The sequence below is a fragment of the Micromonospora sp. NPDC047465 genome (assembly GCF_040643125.1).
In the GTDB taxonomy this organism is placed as follows: domain Bacteria; phylum Actinomycetota; class Actinomycetes; order Mycobacteriales; family Micromonosporaceae; genus Micromonospora.
Genome location: NZ_JBEYTP010000003.1, coordinates 1 through 21,599, shown reverse-complemented (window position 1 = coordinate 21,599; position 21,599 = coordinate 1). Strand labels below are relative to the sequence as shown.

The window sequence follows — 21,599 nt, the reverse complement described above, 5'->3', positions numbered from 1 at the left end:
TGGTATGCACTTTTCTTCGCGCCCGCATCGGCTGGCGTCGCGTTGTGGGTCAGGACGGGTCAACAGAGCGCGAGAGTAGCCGCCCTCGCAACGAGCCTGCTTAGCGTGCTTTGCTGTTGCTGCTCCGGGGGCCGGCTATGGCTATCTGACGAACCAACAGAAATTGATGAAGCGCTTCCGGCCGCATTCGGTCGAATATATCCAGCATGGGTCGACCTGGGCAAGTTCGGACTAGTAGTGTCCTTTGTGCCCGCATTTATCGCGGCAGCCGCACTGGCCCTCAGTGGGCGCACCACTGCCCGCACCTCCCCAGGATCGAACCAGTGACCTCTTCGGTGTGAAGGAACCATCGCTGACTAATGAGCTGCGCGCCCGACAGAGGCGACCTGCTCGAACGGTCCGCCAGAGTCCGCAGGCGCCCGTCTTCGCTCACCTCGGTCGTCACCCGGTTAGTCACTCAGTCCACGGGCGGGCTTCCTTGGCCGCGTGCGTTCTAATGGCCTCGTGCCGAAACCCTCGACCCCCTCACTTCTCTACTACCTGCGGTTCCCCTTGTGGCTCTTCATGTTGCCCGTGCTGCTGTTCGCTGGCCTTCCTGCCCTGATGTTGGCCGGTCACGGCGAGTTTGGCGCAGCTGCGCTGGTCTTGATCAGCAACGTCTACGCGATCATCCTCGGCCGCCTGCTCCTCGCTAGAACGCTTCTCGGGAAGGGAAGGGTGAAGCCCGAGGACTTAGCCTGAACGCTTCCAAACTCGTCCCCCGTCTGCGCTCGTCAAGCGGGCCTTGACGCACGTACGGACGCTGCCGGAGTCGATGTCGGCTCTCGTGTCACGGACCGCGCCCCCGGCGGACACCGCCACAGTGGCGCAGTTGACCCAACCTCGCCCGGCACGAACCCGGCTCCCGGGGTCGGAGCTGGCCACCGGCGGCCACCTCTCCCCCTCCCAGATGAGCGGTTGACCTGACCCTGAGCGGCTGCGGAGCCGGCTCCTGGACGACCGGCATGCCGCCGCGCGGACACCGCCCCCATGCTTGGGGCTTGCCGCGCGGACCCCGCCGCGCCCTCCGTGCGCCGCGCTGCTCGGGCGCGGCGCGGCCGGCTGCCGGCGACGGACCTCCACCACTCTCTGAGCCACCCCGTCTGCGGCGGCCCCTCCGGGCTTTCCGCTCTCCGCGCCAGCCGCCGGGCGTGTTGCGTGGCCGGAGTCGGAGCGCCAGCGAAGCGACGGACGCGCGCCCAGGCGGCGGCGCGTGCGGCCCGTTCAGGGCCGCCTTGATAGATGTACAGAAAGTCCTCCCACACCGGCCGGCAGCCGGCCGGGGCCAGCTCGGCCGCACGATCACGACGGGTTGACGTGTCGGGACCCGGTGCTACTCTGGCGACCGTCGAGCACGCCAGCGCGGCCTTCCCGCCGGATCACTGGACTCGACTCGGAGATGCTGGGCGGCCTTCCTGCCGCTGATGTGGGCCACGCTCACCGGCTTCCGATCGCACTGGCCCGCAGTGCCGGTCACCCCCGAATCCGCTGAGCGGCCCAGCACGGCCTTCGCCGTCCACGATGGCCCGGATTCGCTGACCACGGGTGGAGGAAGCCTGCGGCAGTCCCGCCGGATGCCGACAAGCAGGCTCCTCCACCCTGACCGGCTCATCACCAGGGCCGTCAGCAACAAACCAGGGGCGATCAGCTCCAGGGGCGGGAAAGGCACAGCCAGCTTCCGCCTCCGGCGTGAGCCGCCGTCCTTGGCGGTGCCAGGAGACACCACGAACGCCACCAGCGGCAGCATCTCCGCGAGCGGTGGCGGATCGTTCCCCGTCCCTGCCACCCCTTGAGGAGAGAAAGGCATGCCCACCCCGCTCGACCTGCATCGGCCCGGCGTCGCCGCCGGCCGCGACGCCCAGGCCATGTTCCGCGCCGCCACCACCCCGGACTTCTTCGGCTGGCTGGAGCACACCCGCTCCGCCGGCGGCTGCACCCGCCCGATCCGCCTCACCGGCACCCTCACCACCGCCGAGGCAGACACCGGCCGAGTGCTGCGCGAGCAGCCCACCGACGAACTGCCCGACCGCACGCTCTACAAGGCGTGCGGCAACCGCCGCGCGGCGCAGTGCCCGGACTGCGCCTGGGTCTACGCCGGTGACGCGTTCCAGGTCGTCCGGTGCGGCCTGACCGGCGGCAGAGGCGTCCCCGCCTCCGTCGCCCGGCACCCGGTCGTCTTCGCCACCTTCACCGCCCCGTCCTTCGGCGCGGTCCACCACCGGCACATCCCCCGCCACACCTGCGGCGACCGGCGGCGCTGCGACTGCCGGCCAGCTCCCTGCCACGCCCGCCGCACCGCCGCCACCTGCGGCCACGGGCAGCCCGCGGCGTGCTTCGCCCGCCACGACGCCGACGACCGCCAGCTCGGCCAGCCGCTCTGCCTGGACTGCTACGACCACGACCACCAGGCCGTCTGGAACGGGTTCTCGGGCGAGTTGTGGCGGCGCACCAAGCAGGCCGTCGAACGTCACCTCGCCGCCCTCTGCCGCCGACGCGGCATCCCGCCCGTCCAGGTCGTCAGCGACTCCGGGCGGGTCCGGACCCTTCCGCCGGTCAGGGTGGCGCACGGCAAGGTCGCCGAGATGCAGCGCCGGGGCGCGGTCCACTTCCACGCCCTGCTGCGCCTCGACGGCGTCGATCCCCACACCCGCGACGCCCTGGTGCCGCCGCCGGCCGGCATCACCGTCGACGACCTCGACGCCGCCGTCCACGCCGCCGCCCGGCAGATCACCGTCACCACACCCGCCCACCCCGACCGGCCGAAGGGCTGGATGGTGGCCTGGGGCGAGCAGGTCGACATCCGCCGCGTCGGCACCACGGACGGCGACGTCACCGACTCGTCGGTCGCCGGATACCTGGCCAAGTACGCCACCAAGTCGACCGAGGTCACCGGCCACTGCTCGACCCGGCTCACCCCGGACACCATCGACGCCTACGCCGACCCGGAAGGCGACCACCTCGCCCGCCTCATCGACGCCTGCTGGCGACTCGGCCGCCCCACCCACACCACGACAGCCACCGGCGCCGCAACCAGCGGCGAGCGTCAAGGCCGTCTTGACGGCCAACCGAACCTCTATGCGGGGCTGCGGCGCTGGGCGCACATGCTCGGCTTCGGCGGCCACTTCCTCACCAAGGCCCGCCGCTACTCGGTCACCTTCGGCCTGCTCCGCGACACCCGCGCCACCTACCGCCGTGCGGAGGACGACACCGCCGACACCATCACCGTCGGCGTCCTCTCCTACTCCGGGTCCGGCTGGCTCACCGACGGAGACGCGCTCCTGGCCAACACCGCCGCCGCCCAACGCCGGCAGGCAAGACGCGTCGGCCGGGAAGAAGCGGCCCACGAAGCGTGGCTCACCGGAGCCGCCGCATGAGCAGAGACCTCACCCCGCGCTGGTACTCCCCCGCCGAGGTCGCCGTTCTGCTCGGCTTCGGCATCTCCAAGGTCAAGGTGAAGATCGCCACCGGCGAACTGCGCTCCATCAAGGACGGCAAGTACCGCCGCATCCTCCCCGAATGGGTCGACGACTACATCCACGAGCAGGTCGAACGCCAGGAGGCCGCCTGATGCCCGGACGTGCCCGCGCCAACGGCGAAGGCTCCATCTTTCCCTACCGCAACGGCTTCGCCGCCTACGTCTGGGTCACCAAGCCGGACGGCCGGCGCACCCGCAAGTACGTCTACGGCAAGACCCGGGAGGCCGTCCACGACAAGTGGATCAAGCTGCACCAGCAGGCGAAGCAGGGGCCGGTGGCGACCAGCGTCCCGACGGTCGGCAGCTTTCTCACCTACTGGCTGTCGGAGATCATCGAGCCGAACCGCGCACCGTTGACCTACGCGACCTACGAGACGTTCGTCCGCCGCTACATCGCCCCCGGCCTCGGGGCCAAGCGGCTCGACCGGCTCCAGTCACGGGACGTGCAGACCTGGATCAACCTGGTGGCCCGCACCTGCCAGTGCTGCGCCCAGGGCAAGGACGCCGCCCGCCCCAAGCAGAAGCGGCGCTGCTGCGCGGTCGGCCGCTGCTGCCAGGCCGTCCCGTCAACGCGAACGGTCAGCGACATCCGGGCCGCACTGCGGGCCGCCCTCACCCACGCCCAGGCCGAAGACCTCATCGCCAGGAACCCGGCCGTGCCGGTCACCCTCGCCACGGTCCGCCGCCGGCGTGGCAAGTCGTGGTCGAGTGACGAGGCCCGCAAGTTCCTCGAATCGGCCCGCGCCGACGAGGACCCGCTCTACGCCGCCTACGCCCTGGTCCTCGTCGTCGGTCTACGCAAGGGTGAGGCGTTGAGGCTCACCTGGGACGATGTCGACCTCGACGCGGGAGAGCTGACCGTCGGCCGCCAACTGCAACGGGTCCGGGGAAAACTGCTCCACCGCGACACCAAGACCCAGGCGTCCGACGCCACACTCCCCCTCCCCGACATCTGCCTGACCGCGCTCAAGCTGCGAAGCGAACAACGCGACGAGGCACAAGAAACGGCCGGAAAGGCGTGGCAGGAAACCGACCTCGTATTCACCACCCGCTATGGCACACCGATCGAGCCACGCAACTTCCAACGGAGTTGGCAGACCCGGTGCGACAAGGCGGGCACCCGGCCGATCACCGTTCACGACGCCCGGCGTACCTGTGCCACGCTCCTGGCCGACCTCGACGTCCACCCGAGAGCCGCCATGCAGGTGCTCCGGCACGCCCGGTTCTCCGTGACGATGGAGATCTACACCCAGGTCTCGTCCAAGGCGACGCGGGAAGCCCTCAAGCGCCTCGGCGACTCCCTCGGCCACTGACGCCGCTGCTGTACTTCACTGCTGTACGGCAGCAGAAAGGCCACCTCCCGTTTCCGGGAAGTGGCCTTTGACCTGCGTGGGCGATACTGGGATCGAACCAGTGACCTCTTCGGTGTGAACGAAGCGCTCTCCCGCTGAGCTAATCGCCCTCAGCGCCGATGACTCTACCTGATCGAGGGACCGGACCGGAAATCCGGGGTCCGCGCGTCGCCGGGGTCTCGACCGCCGCCCCACCACGCCCCTGCCACGGCACGTCGGGGTCGCCGCCGCGGCACGTCAGTTCGTCGCGAGGTAGTGCAGGGCCTCGGCGATCACGTCGATGCCGAAGCTGTACTTCAGCGACAGCCAGACCACCGTGCCGACGAAGACCAGGCCGACACTGCCGAGCACGAAGCGTACGGCCAGCGACTGGTCCTTCACCCACTGCGTCCAGTTGTGGACGTGTCGGCGGGTGAAGCCGAGCAGCCGGCGAGCCCAGTGGAACTCGACGGCCCAGATGCCGAGGCCGGCGATCACCAGCAGCCAGCCCGGCCCGGGCAGCGGGATGAGGGCGATGCCGATGGTCACCACGAGTGCGCCGGCGATGGCAATGAAGATCTTGAGGGCGACCCGGCCGGTCGGGTTGGCCCGGATCAGGTCGAGGGTGGTGGCGAGCCGCTGCCGCCAGCGCGGACGGGGCCGCCGCTCGGCCAGCGCCGTTCCGTTGGCGCCACCCCGGTCGGCCGGCGTCCGACCTGACGGGCCCTGCTGCTCCATCGGCACCCTGTACCCCCGCTTTTCGGCTGCCCGGACCGCGACTTTCGGCCCGCCCGGCGCGGCCATCGGATCCACTGAGGATCGTTTCGTGACCATTTCCTCCCCCAGTGTGGCGCGCGCCCGTCACTGCAACGGTCGACTGGACGTTACCGGAGTAAGTCGACGACTGAACCACCCGATGCCGGGCGGGATCACGCACTGGGCAGAACCGGAAAACCCTACATGAATCCTCACATTCACGCGGACTTTCCGACCCCCTTCCCACCACTGGGTGAAGTCAGCGTATGGCGGAGCGTAGCCAGGAGTAGCACCTGAGTATGGGAAAAGCGGGACACGCGCGTTCCGCAGCGGTGCCGGGGGGAGATCGTCCATGAGTGTCATCCGACCGACGACCGTAGAGGTCGAGACGTCGCTAAGGCTCGTCGCACCTGACGCCACGGCCTTGCCGGTGCGTGCCAGTCTGCGTTACGACCCTGCTGATCCGTATGCGGTCCATGTCCTGTTCCACGCCGAATCGGCCGGTGGCGAGGCGGTCAGTTGGTCCTTCGCCCGGGAGCTGCTGGTCACCGGCCTCGACGAGCCGGCCGGCATCGGCGATGTGCGGGTCTGGCCCTGGGCCACCCCGCGCGGGGACTTCGTCGCCCTGGCGCTGTCGTCGCCCGACGGCAACGCCCTCTTCGAGGTGCCGCGTAGCGTCCTGGTGCGCTTCCTGCGGCGAACCTACGTCGTCGTCCCGCGCGGCCGCGAGGCCGAGCACCTGGACGTCGACACCGCGGTGAACCGGCTGCTCGCCGGCCGCTGAGAAACCGGCAAGACGGACCATCCGGGGCCGCGCGGATCTGCCGAGTCCGCGCGGCTCCGGCCCGCCAGGGGGTACGCGGGCAGCCCTCCCGCCGAGGGCCGGGCTCAGCCGTGCGTGGTGATGCCGCCGTCGACCGGGATCACCGCGCCGGTGAGGTACGCCCCGGCGCGGGACGACAGGTAGATCGCGGTGCCGGCCATGTCCTCCGGCCGGCCGATCCGCCCGAGCGGCACCTGCCCCTCGATGGCGGCCCGGGACGCGGGGTCGTCCAGCGCGAACGCCATCATCTTGCTCTCGAACGGCCCCGGCGCGATCGCGTTGACCGTGATCTGCTCGCCGGCGAGCTGGTGGGCGAGGCTGCGGGTGAGCATGTGCACGGCGGCCTTGGTCGCCGAGTACGCGTACACCTCCATGAACGGCACCCGGATGCCGTCGACGGAGCCGATGTTGATCACGCGGGCCGGGTCGTCGGGGCTGGCGGACGCCCGCAGCGCGGGCAGCAGCGCGGTGGTGAGCCGGAAGACGGCCTTGACGTTGACGGCCCAGAGCTTGTCGAACGCGCTCTCCGGGTACGCCTCCAGCGGCGCGCCCCAGGTCGCGCCCGCGTTGTTGACCAGCACGTCGAGCCGGTCGACGCGCTCCCGGACGGCGGCGGCGAGGCCCTCGGCGCCCCCGTCGCTGCTGACGTCGGCGGGGATGGCCGCGCAGCGCCCCTCGGCGGAGAGTTCCTTGGCCACGGCCTCGCACACGTCGGCCTTGCGGGACGAGATGATCACGTGCGCGCCGGCCCGGACGAAGCCCTGGGCGATCATCAGGCCGATCCCCCGCGAGCCGCCGGTGACCAGGACCGTCTTGCCGTCAACCGAGAACAGATCCGTCATGCCCATCCCATCGCGAGTCGGCCGGGGCCGCCGGGGTGAACGCGGTCGGCCCGGCCGGTGCGACCGGCTGCGGGCGTGCCGCGACCGGACGGCGCTACCGCTCGGTAACGTAGCCCGCCCCCGACAGCCCGGACAACCCCCGCGCGACGTCTTCGGGATGCGATGATCGTCGCCCCGGGCTACCGTCGCAGGCGATGGTCTCTTCCGGTCAGCTCTCCCCCGCGCCGCCCGACACCCCTGCCACCGCCCGAGCCGAGATCGACACGCTCACCCTGGGCGACCTCGCGTCCGGCCCGGGTTGGCGGCGTCCGGTGCTGCTGGACCGGGACCTGCTCATCCTGACCGCCGGCGGACACGGCACCGCCGAGCTGGACTTCCGCGCGCTGCCCTGCCGGCCCGGCACGCTGCTGCGGGTACGCGCCGGTCAGGTGCTGCGCTGCGCCGGCCCGCACCTCGACGCCACGGTGGTGCGCTGGGACGCCGACGCGCTGCGCGGGCTGGACGTCGACCCGGACGCCGTACCGGCCTGGCTCCAGCTCGCCGGCGAGGACGAGGACGCGGTGATCACCGAGGTGAGCCAGCTGGCGGTGGACTGCCAGCGGCACCACGGGCTGGCGGCCGCCCGCGGCCTGCTCCGCCACCAGCTCGCCGTGCTGCTGCTCCGGCTGTCCCTGCTGCCCGAGGGCTCCCGTCCGGCGCCGCGGGCGGAGGCCGCCACCTTCCACCGGCTGTGCCGGGAGATCGAGCGCGGCTACCAGCACACCCGCCGGGTCGAGGACTACGCCGACCGGTTGGGCTGCTCGGTGCGGACGCTCACCCGGGCCTGCCTGGCGGTGACCGGGCGCAGCGCCAAGCAGGTGGTCGACGAGCGGGTGGCCCTCCAGGCGTGCCGACTGCTGGCCGCCACCGACGAGCCGATCGCCCAGATCGGGCGGCGGCTGGGCTTCTCCGAGCCGACGAACTTCGGACGGTTCTTCACCCGCGAGGTCGGGATGAGCCCGGGCGCCTTCCGGGCCGCCCGTGAGCGGCCGGCGCCCGGTCCGGTCGTCCGGCCCCGTCCGCCCGCCGAAGCGGTCGGCGGGCTCAGCCGGGCATGATGACGGGGTGCAGATCTCCGCGCGCGGCGACTACGCGGTACGGGCGGCGCTGAGCCTCGCCACCGCGTACCCCAGATTGCTCTCCACCCAGGCCATCGCGGCGGAGCAGGACATGCCGCGCAAGTTCCTGGAGGCGGTGCTGGCCGACCTGCGGCGGGCCGGCGTCGTCCGGGCGCAGCGCGGTGCGGAGGGCGGCTACACGCTGGCCCGGCCGCCGCGGGAGGTGACCGTCGGCGCGGTGCTGCGCGCGGTGGAGGGTCCGCTGGCCGGGGTCCGCGGCCTGCGCCCGGAGGAGACCAGCTACGAGGGCGCGGCGGAGAACCTGCCCGGGCTCTGGGTGGCGGTGCGGGCGGCCGTGCGACGGGTGGTCGACGAGGTGAGCCTCGCGGAGATAATCAGTGGCCGGCTGCCCGCCCACGTGCGTAGGTTGACCGCCCTGCCCGACGCCTGGGAGCCGCGCTGATGCCCACCCCCACCCTGCACACCGACCGGCTGTCGCTGGAGCCCTACGGGCCCGACGACGCCGAGGAATTCGTCGCCCTCTTCACCGACCCGGAGGTGGGCCGGTTCATGGGCGACGGCCCGATGACGGCCGAGGCGGCCGGCGCCCTGTTCGGGCGGGTCTTCACCAAGGTCTACGCGGCCGACCTCTTCGACGTCTGGGCGGTCCGCCGCGAGGGCCGGTACGTCGGGCACGCCGAGATCAAGCGGACCGACCAGGTCGACGGCCACGAGCTCGTCTACGCGCTGGCGAAGCCGGCCTGGGGCGCGGGCCTCGGCACCGAGCTGGCCCGGGCCCTGGTCCGGTACGGATTCGACACCCTCGACCTGCCCCGGGTGTACGCGACGGTCGCCGACGCCAACCACGCCTCGCTGGCGCTGCTGGGCAAGCTCGGCTTCGTCCACGAGCGCGACATCGCCGAGGACGACGGCAGCGTCACCCGCGTCCTCGCCGTCGACCGCGTCCCCGCCTGAGACACCCCGGCGGGCTCCCGGGTCTGCCGGTGGTCACCACCCACAGCAGGTCCTGGGCGGCCCGGTCCGGCGCGAGCGGCTCCCCGCCGGGCGGCGCGGCGGGCGCCACCCGTCCGCCGGCCGCACGCGCGGACGCCGCCGGGTCCGTCACGCCAAAGCGCCGCCGGTGTAGCCGCCGCGGTGGTAGACCAGCGGGTCGCCGTCCTCGCCGCCGCCGAGGGCGAGCGGCTCGGCGACGAAGAGGGTGTGGTCGCCGGCCGGCAGCCGGTGCACGATCCGGCAGAGCAGCCGGGCCAGCACTCCGGTCAGCAGCGGCACCCCGAACGGCCCCGGCGTCCAGTGCGGGTACGCGGCGAACCGGTCCACCCCGCTGGTGGCGAAGACCCGGGCGGCCTCCCGCTGGCCGGCGCCGAGCAGGTGCACGGCGACGTGCTCGGCCCGGGCGAGCACCGGCCAGCTCGACGAGGCGACGCCGAGGCAGAACGAGACCAGCGGCGGGTCCAGCGAGACCGAGGTGAACGACGTGGCGGTGAACCCGACCCGGACGGGCTCGCCGAGGCCGCCGAGGCAGGCCGGCTCGACGGTGCCCGGGGCGACGGCGGTGACCACCGTGACCGTCGCGGCCTGCCGGCGCAGCAGCGCCCGGTACAGGTCCCGGTCCACCGGCAGCAGGTCGGCGTCGTCCGCCCGGGGACGCTCGACGGTGGTCACGCCGGCACCAGGGCCGGGGCGTCCTGCGCCGCGCGCACCTCGTCGCGCAGCAGCGTCCGGATCTGGTGACGGTGGTGGCGGAAGGCGTCGGAGGAGCGGACGTCCTGCACGGCGTCGCGGTCGCCGAGGTCGATGTCGACGACCTGCGTGATCCGGCCCGGCCGTGAGGTCATCACCGCGACCCGCCGGCCGAGGCGGACCGCCTCGTCGATGCCGTGCGTGACGAACACGACCGTCTTGCCGGTGCGCTCCCAGATCCGCACCAGCTCGTCCTGCAACGAGTCGCGGCTCTGCGCGTCGAGGGCGGCGAACGGCTCGTCCATCAGCAGGAGGTCCGGGTCGTACGCGAGGCTGCGGGCGATGGCCACCCGCTGCTTCATGCCGCCGGAGAGCTCGTGCGGGTAGCGGTCGGCGAACCCGGTGAGCCCCACCAGTCCCAGGTGATGCGCGACCATGTCGGCGCGTTCGGCCCGGGGCACGCCCTTGGCCTCCAGTCCGAACGCGACGTTGCCGGCGGCGGTGCGCCAGGGCAGCAGCGCGTACTCCGGGACGACGATCCCGCGGTCCAGGCCGGGCCCGGTGACCGGCCGGCCGTCGACCAGCACCTGCCCGCCGGTGGGCCGGGACAGCCCGCCGAGCAGGTCGAGCAGGGTGGACTTGCCGCAGCCGCCGGGCCCGACGACGACGAGGAACTCGCCGGGGCGTACGCCGAGGGTGACCTCGTCCAGGGCGGTGACCGCACCGGGGGACGCACGCCGGCCGGCGCGGGCCGGGAAGGTCTTCGTCACCCGGTCGAAGAAGATCTTGTCGGTGCTCATGCCGCCACACGGCCCACGGCGGTGACGGGGGCCGCGGCGAGGGCACGCGGACGGGTACGACGGGGTGAGTCCATGGGAGTCTCCTGATCTGTCCACGGTGCGGTGGAGGAAGCCCGACGAGGGGCAGGGAGGCCACGGCCGCTCCGCGTCGAGCGGACGGGCGGGCGGGCGAAGGTGCGGCGACGGAGCCGGGCAGGGGTGGTGCCGGTCAGCTCAACAGAGCGCGCTCGCGTGCCGGACCAGGTCGACGTGCACGCGGGCGGTGAGGAGAAGCTCGTCCCGCTGCGACATGACCTCATGGTGCCGGCGGGCGTACCGGCCGGTCAACGTCCTTCCAGAAGATGAGATCGGGGTCGCCGCGTTCGTCATCCCCCCATCCGCACCAGGGTTCACCGACCCGTAACACCTATCTGATGGATAGGGATTGCCGGCGCTGCGGGCACCGTCCACCACAGACCGGGACGGGTTTCGGAAATCGGCGCTCCGGGCATGTTCGGTTCCATCAGGGCAGGGAAGGGAATCGAAGGGAGCCCCGCGATGGGTCTGATGTTCCGCAAGCGCAAGAAGTACGGCCCGCTCATCCTGAACTTCACCGAGAACGGCTTCTCGTCCTGGAGCATCAAGATCGGCCGCTGGTCCTGGAACTCCCGGGCCAGGGCGCACCGGGTCGACCTGCCGGGCCCGCTGTCCTGGAAGCAGGACAAGTCCCGGGCGTGACGTCCCGGGGTCGCGCGGGGTGCCGGTGGTCTCCACCGGCACCCCGCCCGACGTTCGGGCCGCCACCGCCCGAGGAGCGGCGCCGTCCGCGGAAGGGTGGCGCCGGCGTGCAGGTGTGGCGCCGGCGCGGAGGGTTCGGCGTGGAACGGGCCGGCCGCGAACCCGTCGACGCGGTCAGGGAGTCGACCGCGCGTCCGGGCCGGTGACGACCACGTCGCCGCCGAGCCGGCCGTGCTCCGGGTCGCGGGTGACCTCCCCCGCCCCGAGCAGCCCGGTCAGCGCCCGGACGGCGTCGGCCGAGCGGTAGACGGTCGCGGTCAGGGCGTACCGGCGCAGCTCGGTGACCGTACGCGGGCCGGAGCGGGCCAGCTCGGCCAGCAGTTCCCGGCGCAGCGGCCCGGGCTCGGGGGCCAGCGCGATGTCGAGCAGCCGGCCGGCCGGGTCGGCCGGGTCGCGGTAGCGGACCCCGGCGAACTCGTCGACCGCCCAGAGCGCCTCCTTGAACGCCTCCAGGCTCTTGTCCGAGCCGGTCGCGAAGGCGAGCAGCCGCGCGGGCCCGCCGTCGGCGGGCACCAGCTCCACCTCGGTCGCCAGCGGGAAGCCGGCGTCGGCGAGGGCGCCCCGGGCGGGTGCGCCGGGCGCGGTGGCGAGCAGCACCTCGGCCGGCCTGCCGCCCGCCACGGCGGTCAGCACGGCCGGGTCGACGGGCCCGTCCACGTACGACAGCAGGGGCCCGCCGGTCGCGCCGGCCGCCTTGAGCGCCACCGGCAGCCGGGCGGTCCCGCCGGGCACCAGGTGCACGGTGGCCTCGGCCGGCAGGTCCGCCTCCACCGCGCCCAGCCGGGCCGGCAGCTCCTCGGTGCCGGCGGCGAGGACGAGCACGGTGAGCTGGCGGCCCCGCAGCCGGTCGGCGTACTCGGCGACCACCCGCAGGGCGGCCTCGGCGGAGTCGGCGTCGCCGTCGTCGTACGCCAGGGCGACGGTGACCCGGCGGGCGCGGTGCAGCGCCCCCGGCAGCCAGGTCTCCAGGTGTCGGACGAGCAGCTCGCGCAGGACGGCGTCGGTCGGCATGCTGCCGTTCTACCGCACACGGCCCGGGCCGGACGCCGCTCCCCCGGCCAGACGCCGCTCCCCCGGCCGGCCGGACGCCGCTCCCCGGGCCGGGCGGTTCGACGCCCGGGCCCGAGGGCGGCTCGCCCGGGGGCCGGCCGGGCAGGGGATCCGCCGGGACGGCCGGCTCAGGCCGGGACGGAGACGCCCACCCCGCCGCGGGTCTGGCCGCCGTAGCGCCGCCGCTCGGCGGCCAGGTCGAGCCGACCGATCCGCTTGCGGGCGGCCAGGGCGGCGTCGTCGAGCCGGTCGGCGGGCACCAGCCAGACGACCTCGAACTCCAGGCCGTCCGGGTCCTGCCCGTAGAGGCTCTTGGTGGTGCCGTGGTCGGAGGTGCCCACGAGGGCGCCGGCCGCCGCGAGCCGCTCGGCGGTGACGGCCAGCTCGTCGAGGGTGTCGACCTCCCAGGCCAGGTGGTAGAGCCCGACGGTGCCGCGGCCGGCGGCGGAGCGGCGCGCGCCCTGGCCGACCTCGAACAGGCCGAGGTCGTGGTCGTTGGTGGAGCCGGGGGCCTGGAGGAAGGCGGCGCCCCGGAACCCGTCCGGGGTCATCGGGATCTGCCGGAAGCCCAGCACGTCGCGGTAGAAGGCGACGCTGCGGGCGAGGTCACTGACGTAGAGCACGGCGTGGTTGAGGCGGTGGATTCCCATGTCGCCGACGCTAGCGCGATTTGATTGAACCTTCAACTACTGCGCGTATGATGGGTGTCATGACCCGCTGGCTGGACCCGGACGAGCAGCGCACCTGGCGTGCGTTCCTGACCGCCTCTCGCGCGCTGATGGAGACGCTCGACCGCGAGCTGCAACACGACGCCGGGATGCCGCACGCCTACTACGAGATCCTGGTCCGCCTCTCCGAGGCGCCGGAGCGGCGGCTGCGGATGAGCGAACTCGCCGAGGCGAGCGGCTCCTCCCGCAGCCGGCTCTCGCACGCCGTGGCCCGGCTGGAGGCGGCCGGCTGGGTCCGCCGCGAGGAGTGCCCCTCCGACCGGCGCGGCCAGATCGCCGTCCTCACCGACGAGGGCTTCGCGACCCTCGCCACCGCCGCGCCCGGCCACGTCGAGGGGGTACGCCGGCACCTGTTCGACGCGCTGAGCCCCGCCCAGGTGGACCAGTTGCGCCGGATCAGCGAGGCGCTCGTCGACCACCTGACCGGATCCTGACCAATCCACTCCGGCCCGGGTCTTGTACTTACCGTCGTCGGGTGAGCACGATGGGGCGTGCCTTCCGGCTTCGGGGAACTGACTGACCAGGCGCACCACCTGGTGTCCACCGGCGACCTCGCCGGCGCCCAGCGGCTGCTCGCCGACGCGCTGACCGACGCCGATCCGCGCCCGGCCAACGCCACGCCCGAGCTGGCCGAGGCCGCCAGCCTCCAGGCCCGCGTGCTGGTCGCCCTCGGCGAACCGCACTCCGCCCGGGGCTGGGCCGCCTTCGCGTACGCGGCCACGAACAGGCTGCACGGGCGATCCGACCAGCGCACCGTGGCCGCCGCGGCCACCCTGGCGGCGGTGCTGCACCGGGTAGGGAGCTGGTCCCGCGCCGCCCGGCTCTACCAGGAAGTGATCATCGAGCTGACCGCGCTGGACGGCCCGGAGTCGCTGCGGGTGCTCGCCGCCCACGCCGACCTCGCGACGGTGGAGTACGCGCGCGGCCAGTGCCAGGTGGCCCGCGACCGGCTCCAGGACGCCTGGGAGCTGCACCGCGAGGTCTACGGCGACGGGCACCCCAGCGGCATCAAGATGCTGGCGCGGCTCGGGGCGATGCAGCGCGACTGCGGGCAGTTCGCCGAGGCGCACGACAACCTGGCGTTGGCCCGGGAGCTCTGCCGGCAGCACCTTCCGGCCGACGATCCGCTGGCGGCGCAGGTGGCGACGCTCGCCCGGGCGGCCGCCAGCCCGGACCATGTCTGCGCCGACACCGCGCCCGTCGGCCCGGACGGCCCGATAGTGCCGTCCGCGCGCACCCCGCCCCCCGGCGACGCGCCGACGGCGTACCACCCCTCGCAGGCGGGCTACCGTCCCGCCGAGCCGGACCCGGACGACCCGGCCGCCGGGCAGCCACACCCGGTGCCGAATCCCCGGCAGCCGGCGGAGGACCCGGCGCGGGGCTGGTGGCCGCCGGAGCCCGACGCCGGGGACCGGCCCGCCGACAGCGCCGTGCCGCCGTCGGTCGTGCCGCTGGCCGGCGGCGCCGAGGAGGCCGACGGGGTGCACCGGGTCCGCCCGCACGGCGCGCCCGAGGAGCCGTACCAGCCGTACGAGTCGTCGCGGCTGCTGCCGGTGCCCGTGCACCGCGCGCCGGCCCGGCGGGACACCCGGCTGCTGCCCCTCGTCGTGGGCGGCGTCGCGGTGGTGCTGCTCGGCACGGCGGCCGTGATCGCCGGGGTGGCGGGGATGGACGGCGACGACGACCCGGCGCCCCCGGCCGCGACCGGCGCGCCCGCCTCGCCCACGGCCGGCACGGTCACCCCGCCCGCCGCCGGCCCGACGGCAGGGACGGCCGCCTCCCCCGGCACCCCGCCGGGCGCCGTCACCCTGCGCGACAACCGCGACAACGTCGCGCTGCGCTGGACGTACCCCGCCGGCGGCGAGGGCCCGGTGGTCATCTCGGGCGGCCGGGTCGGCCAGGCCCAGACGGCGTTCGCCAACCTGCCCGCCGGCACCACCGACTTCGTCGTCTACGGGCTGAACCGCAGCACCGACTACTGCTTCACGGTCGCCGTCGTGTGGTCCACCGACACGATCGCGCGGGCGCAGGAGGTCTGCACCCGCCGCCGCTGACGGTCGGCAGGATCCAGGCGGGCGGCCCGTTCACCCTGGCCGCGTCCCTGGAGCTGCCGTCGGCACGGCGCGGGGGCGACGGGCGTCCTCTCAGGGCCGCTCCGGGTCGGTCAGGGCCGGCAGCAGCAGGCATACCCGCAGCCCCGGGCCGCCGTCGCCGGCGGGACGGGCGTCGGTCAGCTCGATCCGGCCGCCGGCCCGGCGGACCAGCTCGCGCACGATGGCCAGGCCGAGCCCGGCGCCCCCGTCGTCGCGCGCCCGCGCGTCGTCGAGCCGGGTGAACCGGCCGAACACCCGCTCCCGGTCCGCGGCCGGGATCCCCGGCCCGTCGTCGGTCACCGTCACCAGGTGGTACGCCGCCGCGCCGGCCCCCGCGCCGGTGGACCGGGCTCCGCCGCTCCCGCCGTCGACGGACCGCCCGCCGCCGTCCGGGGCGGAGCTGGACCGGGCCGGGGCGTCCCCGGGGCCGGCCGGACGGGCCGCGAGCACCACCTCGCCCCGGGCGTGCCGCACCGCGTTGTCGACCAGGTTGGCCAGGACCCGGCGCAGCTCGTCGGGGTCGCCCTCGGTCCACAACGGCGCCGCCGGCGCGTCGAGGCGCACCGGCGGGGACGGGTACCGGCCGGCCACCGACGCGAGCAGCGCGCCCAGGTCGACCGGCCCGGTGGCCCGCGCCGGCGGGCGCTCGTCGAGGCGGGCCAGCAGCAGCAGGTCGTCGACGAGCCGGCCGAGACGCTCGGTGTCGGCGAGCAAGTTCGCCGACACGGCCGTCCAGTCCGTCCGGTCGGCCAGCCGCCGGGCCACCTCCAGCTCCGTACGGATGTTGGCCAGTGGGCTGCGCAGCTCGTGGGCGGCGTCGGCGACGAAGGCCCGTTGCCGGTCCCGGGCCGACTCCAGCCGGCCCAGCATCCCGTTGAGGGTGACCGCCAGCCGGTGGATCTCGTCCTGCGAGGCCGGTACGGGCAGCCGCCCGCCCCCGTTGCGCCCGGTGATCTCCTCGGCGCCCCGGCGCAGCGTCTCCACCGGGCGCAGGGTGGCCCCGACCACCCGCCAGGCGACGGCGGCGAGCACGGCCACCAGCAGCGGGAAGCTCACCAGCAGGATGGTCCGCACGACGTGCCCGCTGTGCCGCGCGTCCGCCAGCGAGCGGGCCACCAGGACGGTGAGCGGGTCGGCGGCGGTGCCGGCCGGCACGGCCACCACCCGGACCGGCCCGGCCAGGTCGATCCGCTCCCCCGACACCGTCAGCCGCTGCCGCGCGCCGGCGTCGATCCGGTCGGGCGGGACCATCGGCACGAGCCGGTCGGCGCCGATCGAGGCGGCCCGCACCCGTCCCTGCGCGTCGACCACCTGCACCCGGACCTGCCCCCCGGCCACCGGCAGGGGGTCGGGCAGGGCGTCCTCGGCGGCCAACAGCGCCACGGCGTCGGCGGTCCGGAACGCCTCGGTGTCGACGGCGCGTTGCAGCGACCAGCCGAGTACGCCGAGCAGGACCAGCCCGCCGACGGCCAGCCCCAGCGAGACGCCGAGGACCCCGACCACCATCAGCCGCCCCCGCAGCCCGAGCGCGGCACGCAGCCGCCGCCCCAGCCCCCGCAGCCGGAGTGCGGGGAAGGGACGCCTCCCGTACCGGAGGCGATAGGAAGGGGCCCTTCCTTCGCCCGTCACGTGGCGAGCCGGTAGCCGGCGCCCCGGACCGTCTCCAGCCGTTCACGGCCGATCTTGCGCCGCAGGTAGCCGACGTAGACCTCGACGGCGTTGGGCGCGGTCTCGTCGCTGGCGTCCCAGACGTGGTCCAGCAGCTCGATCTTGGAGACCACCTCGCCGGGGCGGCGCATCAGGTAGTCCAGCAGCGCGAACTCGCGGGCGGTCAGCGCGACCTCGGCGTCGGCCCGGGTCACCCGCCGCCGGGCCGGGTCGAGCCGCAGGTCGCCGACCGCGAGCACCGTGGGGCGTTCGGGCGCGCCGCGGCGCAGCAGGGCCCGCAGCCGGGCCAGCAGCACGACGTACGAGAAGGGTTTGGTGAGGTAGTCGTCGGCACCGCAGTCCAGCCCGTCGGCCTGGTCGTACTCGCCGTCCTTGGCCGAGAGCATGAGGACCGGCAGCCAGTGCTCCTCGGCGCGCAGCCGGCGGACCACCTCGTAGCCGGAGAGGCCGGGCAGCATCACGTCGAGGATCATCGCGTCGTAGCCGCCGTGCCGCGCCGCGTCGAGCCCCGCCGGGCCGGTCGCCGCCACGTCCACCGCGAACCCCTCGGCCTGCAGCCCCCGTTGCAGGGCGGACGCCAGCCGGGACTCGTCCTCCACCACCAGCACCCGCACGCAGTCAAGGGTGCCACCCCCGCGCGGGTGGCCGTACCGTCGTCCTCAGCACCCTCACAGGGTCGAACGGGCAGGATGTCATCAGGAGGTGTCACATGTCCGTCCTGAAGAGCCGTCCCGTCCTGCGGTGGCTGGTCCCGGCGACCGCCGTCGTGACCGTCATCGGCGGCGGCGCCGCACTCGGCACGTTCGCCGCCCAGGCCGAGCCGAGCCTGCCGCCGCGCACCGCCGCCCAACTCCTGGTCGACCTGCAGACCTCCCGGCTGGAGGGGCTCTCCGGCACGGTCGTGCAGCGCGCCGACCTGGGCCTGCCGCCGCTGGCCGGGCTGGTCGGCGGCGACAACCTGACCGGTCTGCTGACCGGCACGCACACGCTGCGCGTCTGGCACTCCGGCCCGGACCGGCAGCGGATCGCCCTGCTGGACACCCTCGGCGAGCGGGACGTCATCCGCAACGGTCGGGACGTGTGGACCTGGGACAGCCGGGCCAACGCCGCCACCCACCGCACCCTGCCGGCGGGCGAGGGCGAGGCCGCCGCCCCGGAGCTGCCGGCCACGCCGCAGGACGCGGCCGACCGGGCCCTCGCCGCGATCGACCCGAGCACCGAGGTGAGCGTCGGCCGGTCCGCCACGGTCGCCGGGCGGGACGCGTACGAGCTGGTGCTCGCGCCGCGCGACGCCGCCTCGCTGGTGCACCAGGTGCGCATCGCCATCGACGCGCGCGAGCACGTGCCGCTGCGCTTCGAGGTCTTCGCCGACGGCAGCGACAAGCCGGCCTTCGAGATGGCCTTCACCGAGGTGTCGTACGCCCGGCCGGACGCCGACCAGTTCACCTTCAACCCGCCGCCGGGGGTGAAGGTGACCGAGGAGACGGTCGGGGAACACCCGGCCACCACGCGCAAGGACCGGGCGGGCGACGGCAAGCGGCCGGACGTGCGTACGGTCGGCGAGGGCTGGGGCACGGTGGTGGTCGCGCGGCTCGACGGCGCCGGCGCGCCCGGCGGCCCGGGCAAGGCCCCCGCGGCGGGTGCCGACCGCGAGCCGGCCGGCGAGGCGGCGGCGCTGCTCGGCGCGCTGCCCGCGGTCAGCGGCGACTGGGGCAGCGGGCGGCTGCTCACCGGGAAGCTGTTCAGCGTGCTGCTCACCGACGACGGCCGGGTGATCGCCGGGGCGGTGACCCCGGAGCGGCTCTACGAGGTGGCGAAGGGCTGAGCAAAGTCGAGCGATCGGGGGTCCGCCACGCGGCGGGCCCCCGACTCGTCCATGGGGCGGCCCGTGACGTGGCCCGGCGCGCTTGGTCCGGGCGGCGCTTGGTCTGGGCGGCCGGGGCGCGGTATCTTTCTCCGTTGGCACAACAAAAAGGAACGGCCCTCAAAAGCCGTTCCGAGAGAGATACTAACCAATTGGGAGACGGCTTGTCAAGGCATTCCGCCGATTCCGCTGAATTGCAGTCCGACGACGAGATCGGCCGCGAACAGGAATACGTCTCGATGCTCTACCGGCGGCTGGACGGGCTGCGTGAGCAGGCGTCCCGCCGGCTGACCGAGGAGCTGCGGGCAACCGGCGGCACCCTTCAGGCCCGTTCCCAGCGCGACAGCGCGGTGCGGATGTACGCCGATCAGGTCGAGCAGTTCGCCGCGGTGGAGAACGGCCTCTGCTTCGGCCGCCTCGACACCGACGAGGGCGGCCCCCACTACATCGGCCGGATCGGCATCTTCGACACCAGCGGCGACTACGACCCGCTGCTGATGGACTGGCGCGCCCCGGCGGCCCGCGCCTTCTACCTCGCCACCGCCGCGAACCCGCAGGGGGTGCGCCGCCGCCGGCACCTGCGCACGCGGGAGCGCAAGGTGACGGCGCTCAACGACGAGGTGCTGGACCTCGCCACCGCCTCCCCCACCGCGCACGAGGAACTGACCGGCGAGGCGTCGCTGCTCGCCGCGCTCAACGCCGGCCGGACCGGCCGGATGCGCGACATCGTGGAGACCATCCAGGCCGAGCAGGACCGCATCATCCGCGCCGACCTGCCGGGCGTCCTGGTGGTGCAGGGCGGCCCGGGCACCGGCAAGACGGCGGTGGCGCTGCACCGCGCGGCGTACCTGCTCTACACCCACCGGCAGCAGCTCTCCACCCGGGGCGTGCTGCTGGTCGGCCCGAACGCCACGTTCCTGCGCTACATCTCGCAGGTGCTGCCGGCGCTGGCCGAGACGGGCGTGCTGCTGCGGACGCAGGGCGACCTGTTCCCCGGCGTCAGCGCCCGACGCACCGAGCCCGCCGAGACCGCCGCGCTGAAAGGCCGGGCGGTGATGGCCGACGTGCTGGCCGCCGCCGTGCGGGACCGGCAGTGGGTGCCCGACGAGCCGCTGGAGATCGAGCTGCCGCAGCAGGAGGTGCTCCGGCTCGACCCGGAGACCGTCCGCGCCGCCCGGGACCGGGCCCGTCGCTCCGGCCGCCCGCACAACCTGGCCCGGGCCCTCTTCGACGTCGAGATCGTCCACGCGCTCGCGGCCCAGGTCGCCGAGCGGATCGGCGCGGACCCGCTGGGCGGGGAGAACCTGCTGGAGGAGGCCGACGTCGCCGAGATCCGCCGCGAGCTGCGCGAGGAGCCCGAGGTGCGGGCCGCCCTGGACCAGCTCTGGCCGGTGCTCACCCCGCAGCGCCTGCTCGCCGACCTGTACGCCGACACCGAGCGGATCGCCGCCGCCGCGCCCGTGCTCACCGACGCCGAGCGCGCCCTGCTGCACCGCGAGGCGGGCGGCTGGACGCCGGCCGACGTGCCGCTGCTGGACGAGGCGGCCGAGCTGCTCGGCGAGGACGAGCGGGCCGCCGCCGCGCGCCGCGAACGGATCCGGGCCATGCAGCGGGAGTACGCCGAGGGCGTACTGGAGATCGCCCGCGGCTCCCGGTCGATCGACGTGGAGGACGAGGCCGACGGCGGCGAGATCCTCGGCGTGACCGACCTGATCGACGCCGACCGCCTGCTGGAGCGGCAGGAGGAGGCGGAACGGCTGACCACCGCCCAGCGGGCCGCGGCCGACCGGAGCTGGGCGTTCGGGCATGTGATCGTCGACGAGGCGCAGGAGCTGTCGCCGATGGCGTGGCGGCTGTTGATGCGCCGCTGCCCGAGCCGCTCGATGACGATCGTCGGCGACGTGGCGCAGACCGGCGCGCTGGCCGGCACGCCGTCCTGGGCCGACGCGCTGGAGCCGTACGTGGCGCAGCGCTGGCGGCTGGAGGAGCTGACCGTCAGCTACCGCACCCCGGCCGAGATCATGGCCGTCGCCGCCGACGTGCTCGCCGAGATCGACCCGGCGCTGCGCCCGCCCCGCTCCGTACGCTCCAGCGGGGTGCCGCCCTGGGACCGCGCGGTGGCGCCGGAGCGGCTGGCGGCGGAGGTGGTCGACGCGACGACTCGGGAGGCGGCCGGCCTCGACGACGGCCGGCTCGGGGTGATCGTGCCGGCCGGCCGGGTCGACGAGCTGGGCGGCGCGGTCACCACCGCCCTGCCAGAGGCGGCCGTGGGCGAGCACCCCGAGCTGGAGAGCCGGGTGGTGGTGCTCACCGTCGCCCAGGCCAAGGGCCTCGAATTCGACTCCGTCCTGCTGGTCGACCCCGACCGCATCGTGGCCGAGTCACCACGGGGCCGCAGCGACCTCTACGTCGCCCTCACCCGCGCCACCCAACGCCTCGGCATCCTCCGCCCGGCCTGATCCTTGCGGGGCGTGTCGTCGTGGTGGTGGGGTGTGGCCCGCCGTGCCCGGCTCCGGGCGGTCAGGCTTGATCCCTGCGCCGGGCACGGCGGG

The 21,599-nt window shown here is 74.3% G+C and carries 22 protein-coding genes and 1 tRNA gene; 13 read left to right on the top strand and 10 right to left on the bottom strand.

Features of this window, described 5'->3' with window-relative positions; genetic code table 11:
* Positions 1–504: 504 nt before the first annotated feature.
* The 4 genes from ABZ793_RS04085 to ABZ793_RS04070 all read left to right on the top strand — a co-directional run bounded on the left by ABZ793_RS04085 (position 505) and on the right by ABZ793_RS04070 (position 4,827).
* Positions 505–741, top strand: a complete 237-nt coding sequence (locus ABZ793_RS04085; protein ID WP_357451573.1) for a hypothetical protein — start codon at positions 505–507, stop codon at positions 739–741.
* A 1,103-nt stretch (positions 742–1,844) separates the two neighbouring features.
* Positions 1,845–3,413 (top strand): replication initiator, encoded by a 1,569-nt coding sequence (locus ABZ793_RS04080; protein ID WP_357451570.1) that lies wholly within the window; start codon positions 1,845–1,847, stop codon positions 3,411–3,413.
* On the top strand, positions 3,410–3,607 hold the full coding sequence (locus ABZ793_RS04075) for a helix-turn-helix domain-containing protein (RefSeq protein WP_357451567.1): 198 nt from the start codon (positions 3,410–3,412) through the stop codon (positions 3,605–3,607). The genes ABZ793_RS04080 and ABZ793_RS04075 overlap by 4 nt, the downstream gene beginning before the upstream one ends.
* Positions 3,607–4,827 carry a tyrosine-type recombinase/integrase gene (locus ABZ793_RS04070; RefSeq protein ID WP_357451563.1) on the top strand — a complete coding sequence of 407 codons (1,221 nt, stop codon included), beginning with the start codon at positions 3,607–3,609 and terminating at the stop codon, positions 4,825–4,827. Before ABZ793_RS04075 ends, ABZ793_RS04070 begins: the two co-directional genes overlap by 1 nt.
* 77 nt (positions 4,828–4,904) lie before the next feature.
* Here ABZ793_RS04070 and ABZ793_RS04065 read toward each other — a convergent pair.
* Both ABZ793_RS04065 and ABZ793_RS04060 read right to left on the bottom strand, forming a co-directional pair.
* Positions 4,905–4,976, bottom strand: a tRNA-Val gene (locus ABZ793_RS04065).
* Between the two features lie 127 nt (positions 4,977–5,103).
* Positions 5,104–5,649, bottom strand: coding sequence for a TIGR02611 family protein (locus ABZ793_RS04060; protein ID WP_357452308.1), 546 nt, complete (start codon positions 5,647–5,649; stop codon positions 5,104–5,106).
* A gap of 304 nt (positions 5,650–5,953) precedes the next feature.
* Here ABZ793_RS04060 and ABZ793_RS04055 point away from each other — a divergent pair, with 304 nt between their 5' ends.
* A complete protein-coding gene (locus ABZ793_RS04055; protein WP_007457244.1) occupies positions 5,954–6,385 on the top strand; it encodes an SsgA family sporulation/cell division regulator in 432 nt (143 codons plus the stop codon).
* Positions 6,386–6,489: 104 nt separating this feature from the next.
* Here the strand turns inward: ABZ793_RS04055 and ABZ793_RS04050 are convergent, their stop codons facing one another.
* Complete coding sequence (locus ABZ793_RS04050) at positions 6,490–7,266, bottom strand: SDR family oxidoreductase (protein WP_357451560.1); 777 nt, start codon at positions 7,264–7,266, stop codon at positions 6,490–6,492.
* 194 nt (positions 7,267–7,460) lie between these two features.
* Between ABZ793_RS04050 and ABZ793_RS04045 the strand changes: the two genes are divergently transcribed.
* The 3 genes from ABZ793_RS04045 to ABZ793_RS04035 are packed head-to-tail and all read left to right on the top strand — an operon-like array spanning position 7,461 to position 9,338.
* Positions 7,461–8,363 (top strand): AraC family transcriptional regulator, encoded by a 903-nt coding sequence (locus ABZ793_RS04045; protein ID WP_357451557.1) that lies wholly within the window; start codon positions 7,461–7,463, stop codon positions 8,361–8,363.
* A gap of 7 nt (positions 8,364–8,370) precedes the next feature.
* Entirely contained in the window at positions 8,371–8,826 is a 456-nt protein-coding gene (locus ABZ793_RS04040; RefSeq protein ID WP_357451554.1) for an Rrf2 family transcriptional regulator, read from the top strand.
* Positions 8,826–9,338: a GNAT family N-acetyltransferase gene (locus ABZ793_RS04035; protein WP_357451551.1), complete on the top strand. Its 513-nt coding sequence runs from the start codon at positions 8,826–8,828 to the stop codon at positions 9,336–9,338. The genes ABZ793_RS04040 and ABZ793_RS04035 overlap by 1 nt, the downstream gene beginning before the upstream one ends.
* Before the next feature lie 147 nt (positions 9,339–9,485).
* Here ABZ793_RS04035 and ABZ793_RS04030 read toward each other — a convergent pair whose 3' ends face one another.
* The 3 genes from ABZ793_RS04030 to ABZ793_RS04020 form a co-directional block, all read right to left on the bottom strand.
* Positions 9,486–10,049 carry a flavin reductase family protein gene (locus ABZ793_RS04030; RefSeq protein ID WP_357451548.1) on the bottom strand — a complete coding sequence of 188 codons (564 nt, stop codon included), beginning with the start codon at positions 10,047–10,049 and terminating at the stop codon, positions 9,486–9,488.
* Positions 10,046–10,867 (bottom strand): ABC transporter ATP-binding protein, encoded by an 822-nt coding sequence (locus tag ABZ793_RS04025; protein ID WP_357451545.1) that lies wholly within the window; start codon positions 10,865–10,867, stop codon positions 10,046–10,048. Before ABZ793_RS04025 ends, ABZ793_RS04030 begins: the two co-directional genes overlap by 4 nt.
* A 213-nt stretch (positions 10,868–11,080) precedes the next feature.
* Positions 11,081–11,236, bottom strand: a complete 156-nt coding sequence (locus tag ABZ793_RS04020) for a putative leader peptide (protein WP_357451542.1) — start codon at positions 11,234–11,236, stop codon at positions 11,081–11,083.
* 168 nt (positions 11,237–11,404) lie between these two features.
* Between ABZ793_RS04020 and ABZ793_RS04015 the strand changes: the two genes are divergently transcribed.
* A complete protein-coding gene (locus ABZ793_RS04015; RefSeq protein ID WP_357451539.1) occupies positions 11,405–11,584 on the top strand; it encodes a DUF4236 domain-containing protein in 180 nt (59 codons plus the stop codon).
* Between the two features lie 174 nt (positions 11,585–11,758).
* Here the strand turns inward: ABZ793_RS04015 and ABZ793_RS04010 are convergent, their stop codons facing one another.
* Positions 11,759–12,655, bottom strand: a complete 897-nt coding sequence (locus tag ABZ793_RS04010) for a hypothetical protein (protein WP_357451537.1) — start codon at positions 12,653–12,655, stop codon at positions 11,759–11,761.
* A 167-nt stretch (positions 12,656–12,822) separates the two neighbouring features.
* Positions 12,823–13,344 carry a VOC family protein gene (locus tag ABZ793_RS04005; RefSeq protein ID WP_350706671.1) on the bottom strand — a complete coding sequence of 174 codons (522 nt, stop codon included), beginning with the start codon at positions 13,342–13,344 and terminating at the stop codon, positions 12,823–12,825.
* A gap of 50 nt (positions 13,345–13,394) precedes the next feature.
* Here ABZ793_RS04005 and ABZ793_RS04000 point away from each other — a divergent pair, with 50 nt between their 5' ends.
* Positions 13,395–13,856 carry a MarR family transcriptional regulator gene (locus tag ABZ793_RS04000; RefSeq protein WP_357451533.1) on the top strand — a complete coding sequence of 154 codons (462 nt, stop codon included), beginning with the start codon at positions 13,395–13,397 and terminating at the stop codon, positions 13,854–13,856.
* A 57-nt stretch (positions 13,857–13,913) separates the two neighbouring features.
* Complete coding sequence (locus ABZ793_RS03995; protein WP_357451531.1) at positions 13,914–15,476, top strand: tetratricopeptide repeat protein; 1,563 nt, start codon at positions 13,914–13,916, stop codon at positions 15,474–15,476.
* Between the two features lie 90 nt (positions 15,477–15,566).
* Here ABZ793_RS03995 and ABZ793_RS03990 read toward each other — a convergent pair whose 3' ends face one another.
* On the bottom strand, positions 15,567–17,021 hold the full coding sequence (locus ABZ793_RS03990) for an ATP-binding protein (protein WP_357451528.1): 1,455 nt from the start codon (positions 17,019–17,021) through the stop codon (positions 15,567–15,569).
* A 119-nt stretch (positions 17,022–17,140) separates the two neighbouring features.
* Positions 17,141–17,797, bottom strand: coding sequence for a response regulator transcription factor (locus ABZ793_RS03985; RefSeq protein ID WP_357451525.1), 657 nt, complete (start codon positions 17,795–17,797; stop codon positions 17,141–17,143).
* A 95-nt stretch (positions 17,798–17,892) separates the two neighbouring features.
* On the opposite strand from ABZ793_RS03985, the gene ABZ793_RS03980 reads away from it, so the two are divergent.
* Positions 17,893–19,008 (top strand): sigma-E factor regulatory protein RseB domain-containing protein, encoded by a 1,116-nt coding sequence (locus ABZ793_RS03980; protein WP_357451522.1) that lies wholly within the window; start codon positions 17,893–17,895, stop codon positions 19,006–19,008.
* Positions 19,009–19,286: 278 nt separating this feature from the next.
* A complete protein-coding gene (locus ABZ793_RS03975; RefSeq protein ID WP_357452305.1) occupies positions 19,287–21,506 on the top strand; it encodes an ATP-binding domain-containing protein in 2,220 nt (739 codons plus the stop codon).
* Positions 21,507–21,599 lie beyond the last annotated feature (93 nt).

Bases quoted from the DNA above. Each gene is read 5' to 3' on its own strand.
- ABZ793_RS04080 (WP_357451570.1), top strand. From the start codon at position 1,845: ATGCCCACCCCGCTCGACCTGCATCGGCCCGGCGTCGCCGCCGGCCGC.
- ABZ793_RS04075 (WP_357451567.1), top strand. From the start codon at position 3,410: ATGAGCAGAGACCTCACCCCGCGCTGGTACTCCCCCGCCGAGGTCGCC.
- ABZ793_RS04070 (WP_357451563.1), top strand. From the start codon at position 3,607: ATGCCCGGACGTGCCCGCGCCAACGGCGAAGGCTCCATCTTTCCCTAC.
- ABZ793_RS04060 (WP_357452308.1), bottom strand. From the start codon at position 5,649: ATGGCCGCGCCGGGCGGGCCGAAAGTCGCGGTCCGGGCAGCCGAAAAG.
- ABZ793_RS04055 (WP_007457244.1), top strand. From the start codon at position 5,954: ATGAGTGTCATCCGACCGACGACCGTAGAGGTCGAGACGTCGCTAAGG.
- ABZ793_RS04050 (WP_357451560.1), bottom strand. From the start codon at position 7,266: ATGACGGATCTGTTCTCGGTTGACGGCAAGACGGTCCTGGTCACCGGC.
- ABZ793_RS04045 (WP_357451557.1), top strand. From the start codon at position 7,461: ATGGTCTCTTCCGGTCAGCTCTCCCCCGCGCCGCCCGACACCCCTGCC.
- ABZ793_RS04035 (WP_357451551.1), top strand. From the start codon at position 8,826: ATGCCCACCCCCACCCTGCACACCGACCGGCTGTCGCTGGAGCCCTAC.
- ABZ793_RS04025 (WP_357451545.1), bottom strand. From the start codon at position 10,867: ATGAGCACCGACAAGATCTTCTTCGACCGGGTGACGAAGACCTTCCCG.
- ABZ793_RS04020 (WP_357451542.1), bottom strand. From the start codon at position 11,236: ATGACGAACGCGGCGACCCCGATCTCATCTTCTGGAAGGACGTTGACC.
- ABZ793_RS04015 (WP_357451539.1), top strand. From the start codon at position 11,405: ATGGGTCTGATGTTCCGCAAGCGCAAGAAGTACGGCCCGCTCATCCTG.
- ABZ793_RS04010 (WP_357451537.1), bottom strand. From the start codon at position 12,655: ATGCCGACCGACGCCGTCCTGCGCGAGCTGCTCGTCCGACACCTGGAG.
- ABZ793_RS04005 (WP_350706671.1), bottom strand. From the start codon at position 13,344: ATGGGAATCCACCGCCTCAACCACGCCGTGCTCTACGTCAGTGACCTC.
- ABZ793_RS04000 (WP_357451533.1), top strand. From the start codon at position 13,395: ATGGGTGTCATGACCCGCTGGCTGGACCCGGACGAGCAGCGCACCTGG.
- ABZ793_RS03990 (WP_357451528.1), bottom strand. From the start codon at position 17,021: ATGGTGGTCGGGGTCCTCGGCGTCTCGCTGGGGCTGGCCGTCGGCGGG.
- ABZ793_RS03980 (WP_357451522.1), top strand. From the start codon at position 17,893: ATGTCCGTCCTGAAGAGCCGTCCCGTCCTGCGGTGGCTGGTCCCGGCG.
- ABZ793_RS03975 (WP_357452305.1), top strand. From the start codon at position 19,287: ATGCTCTACCGGCGGCTGGACGGGCTGCGTGAGCAGGCGTCCCGCCGG.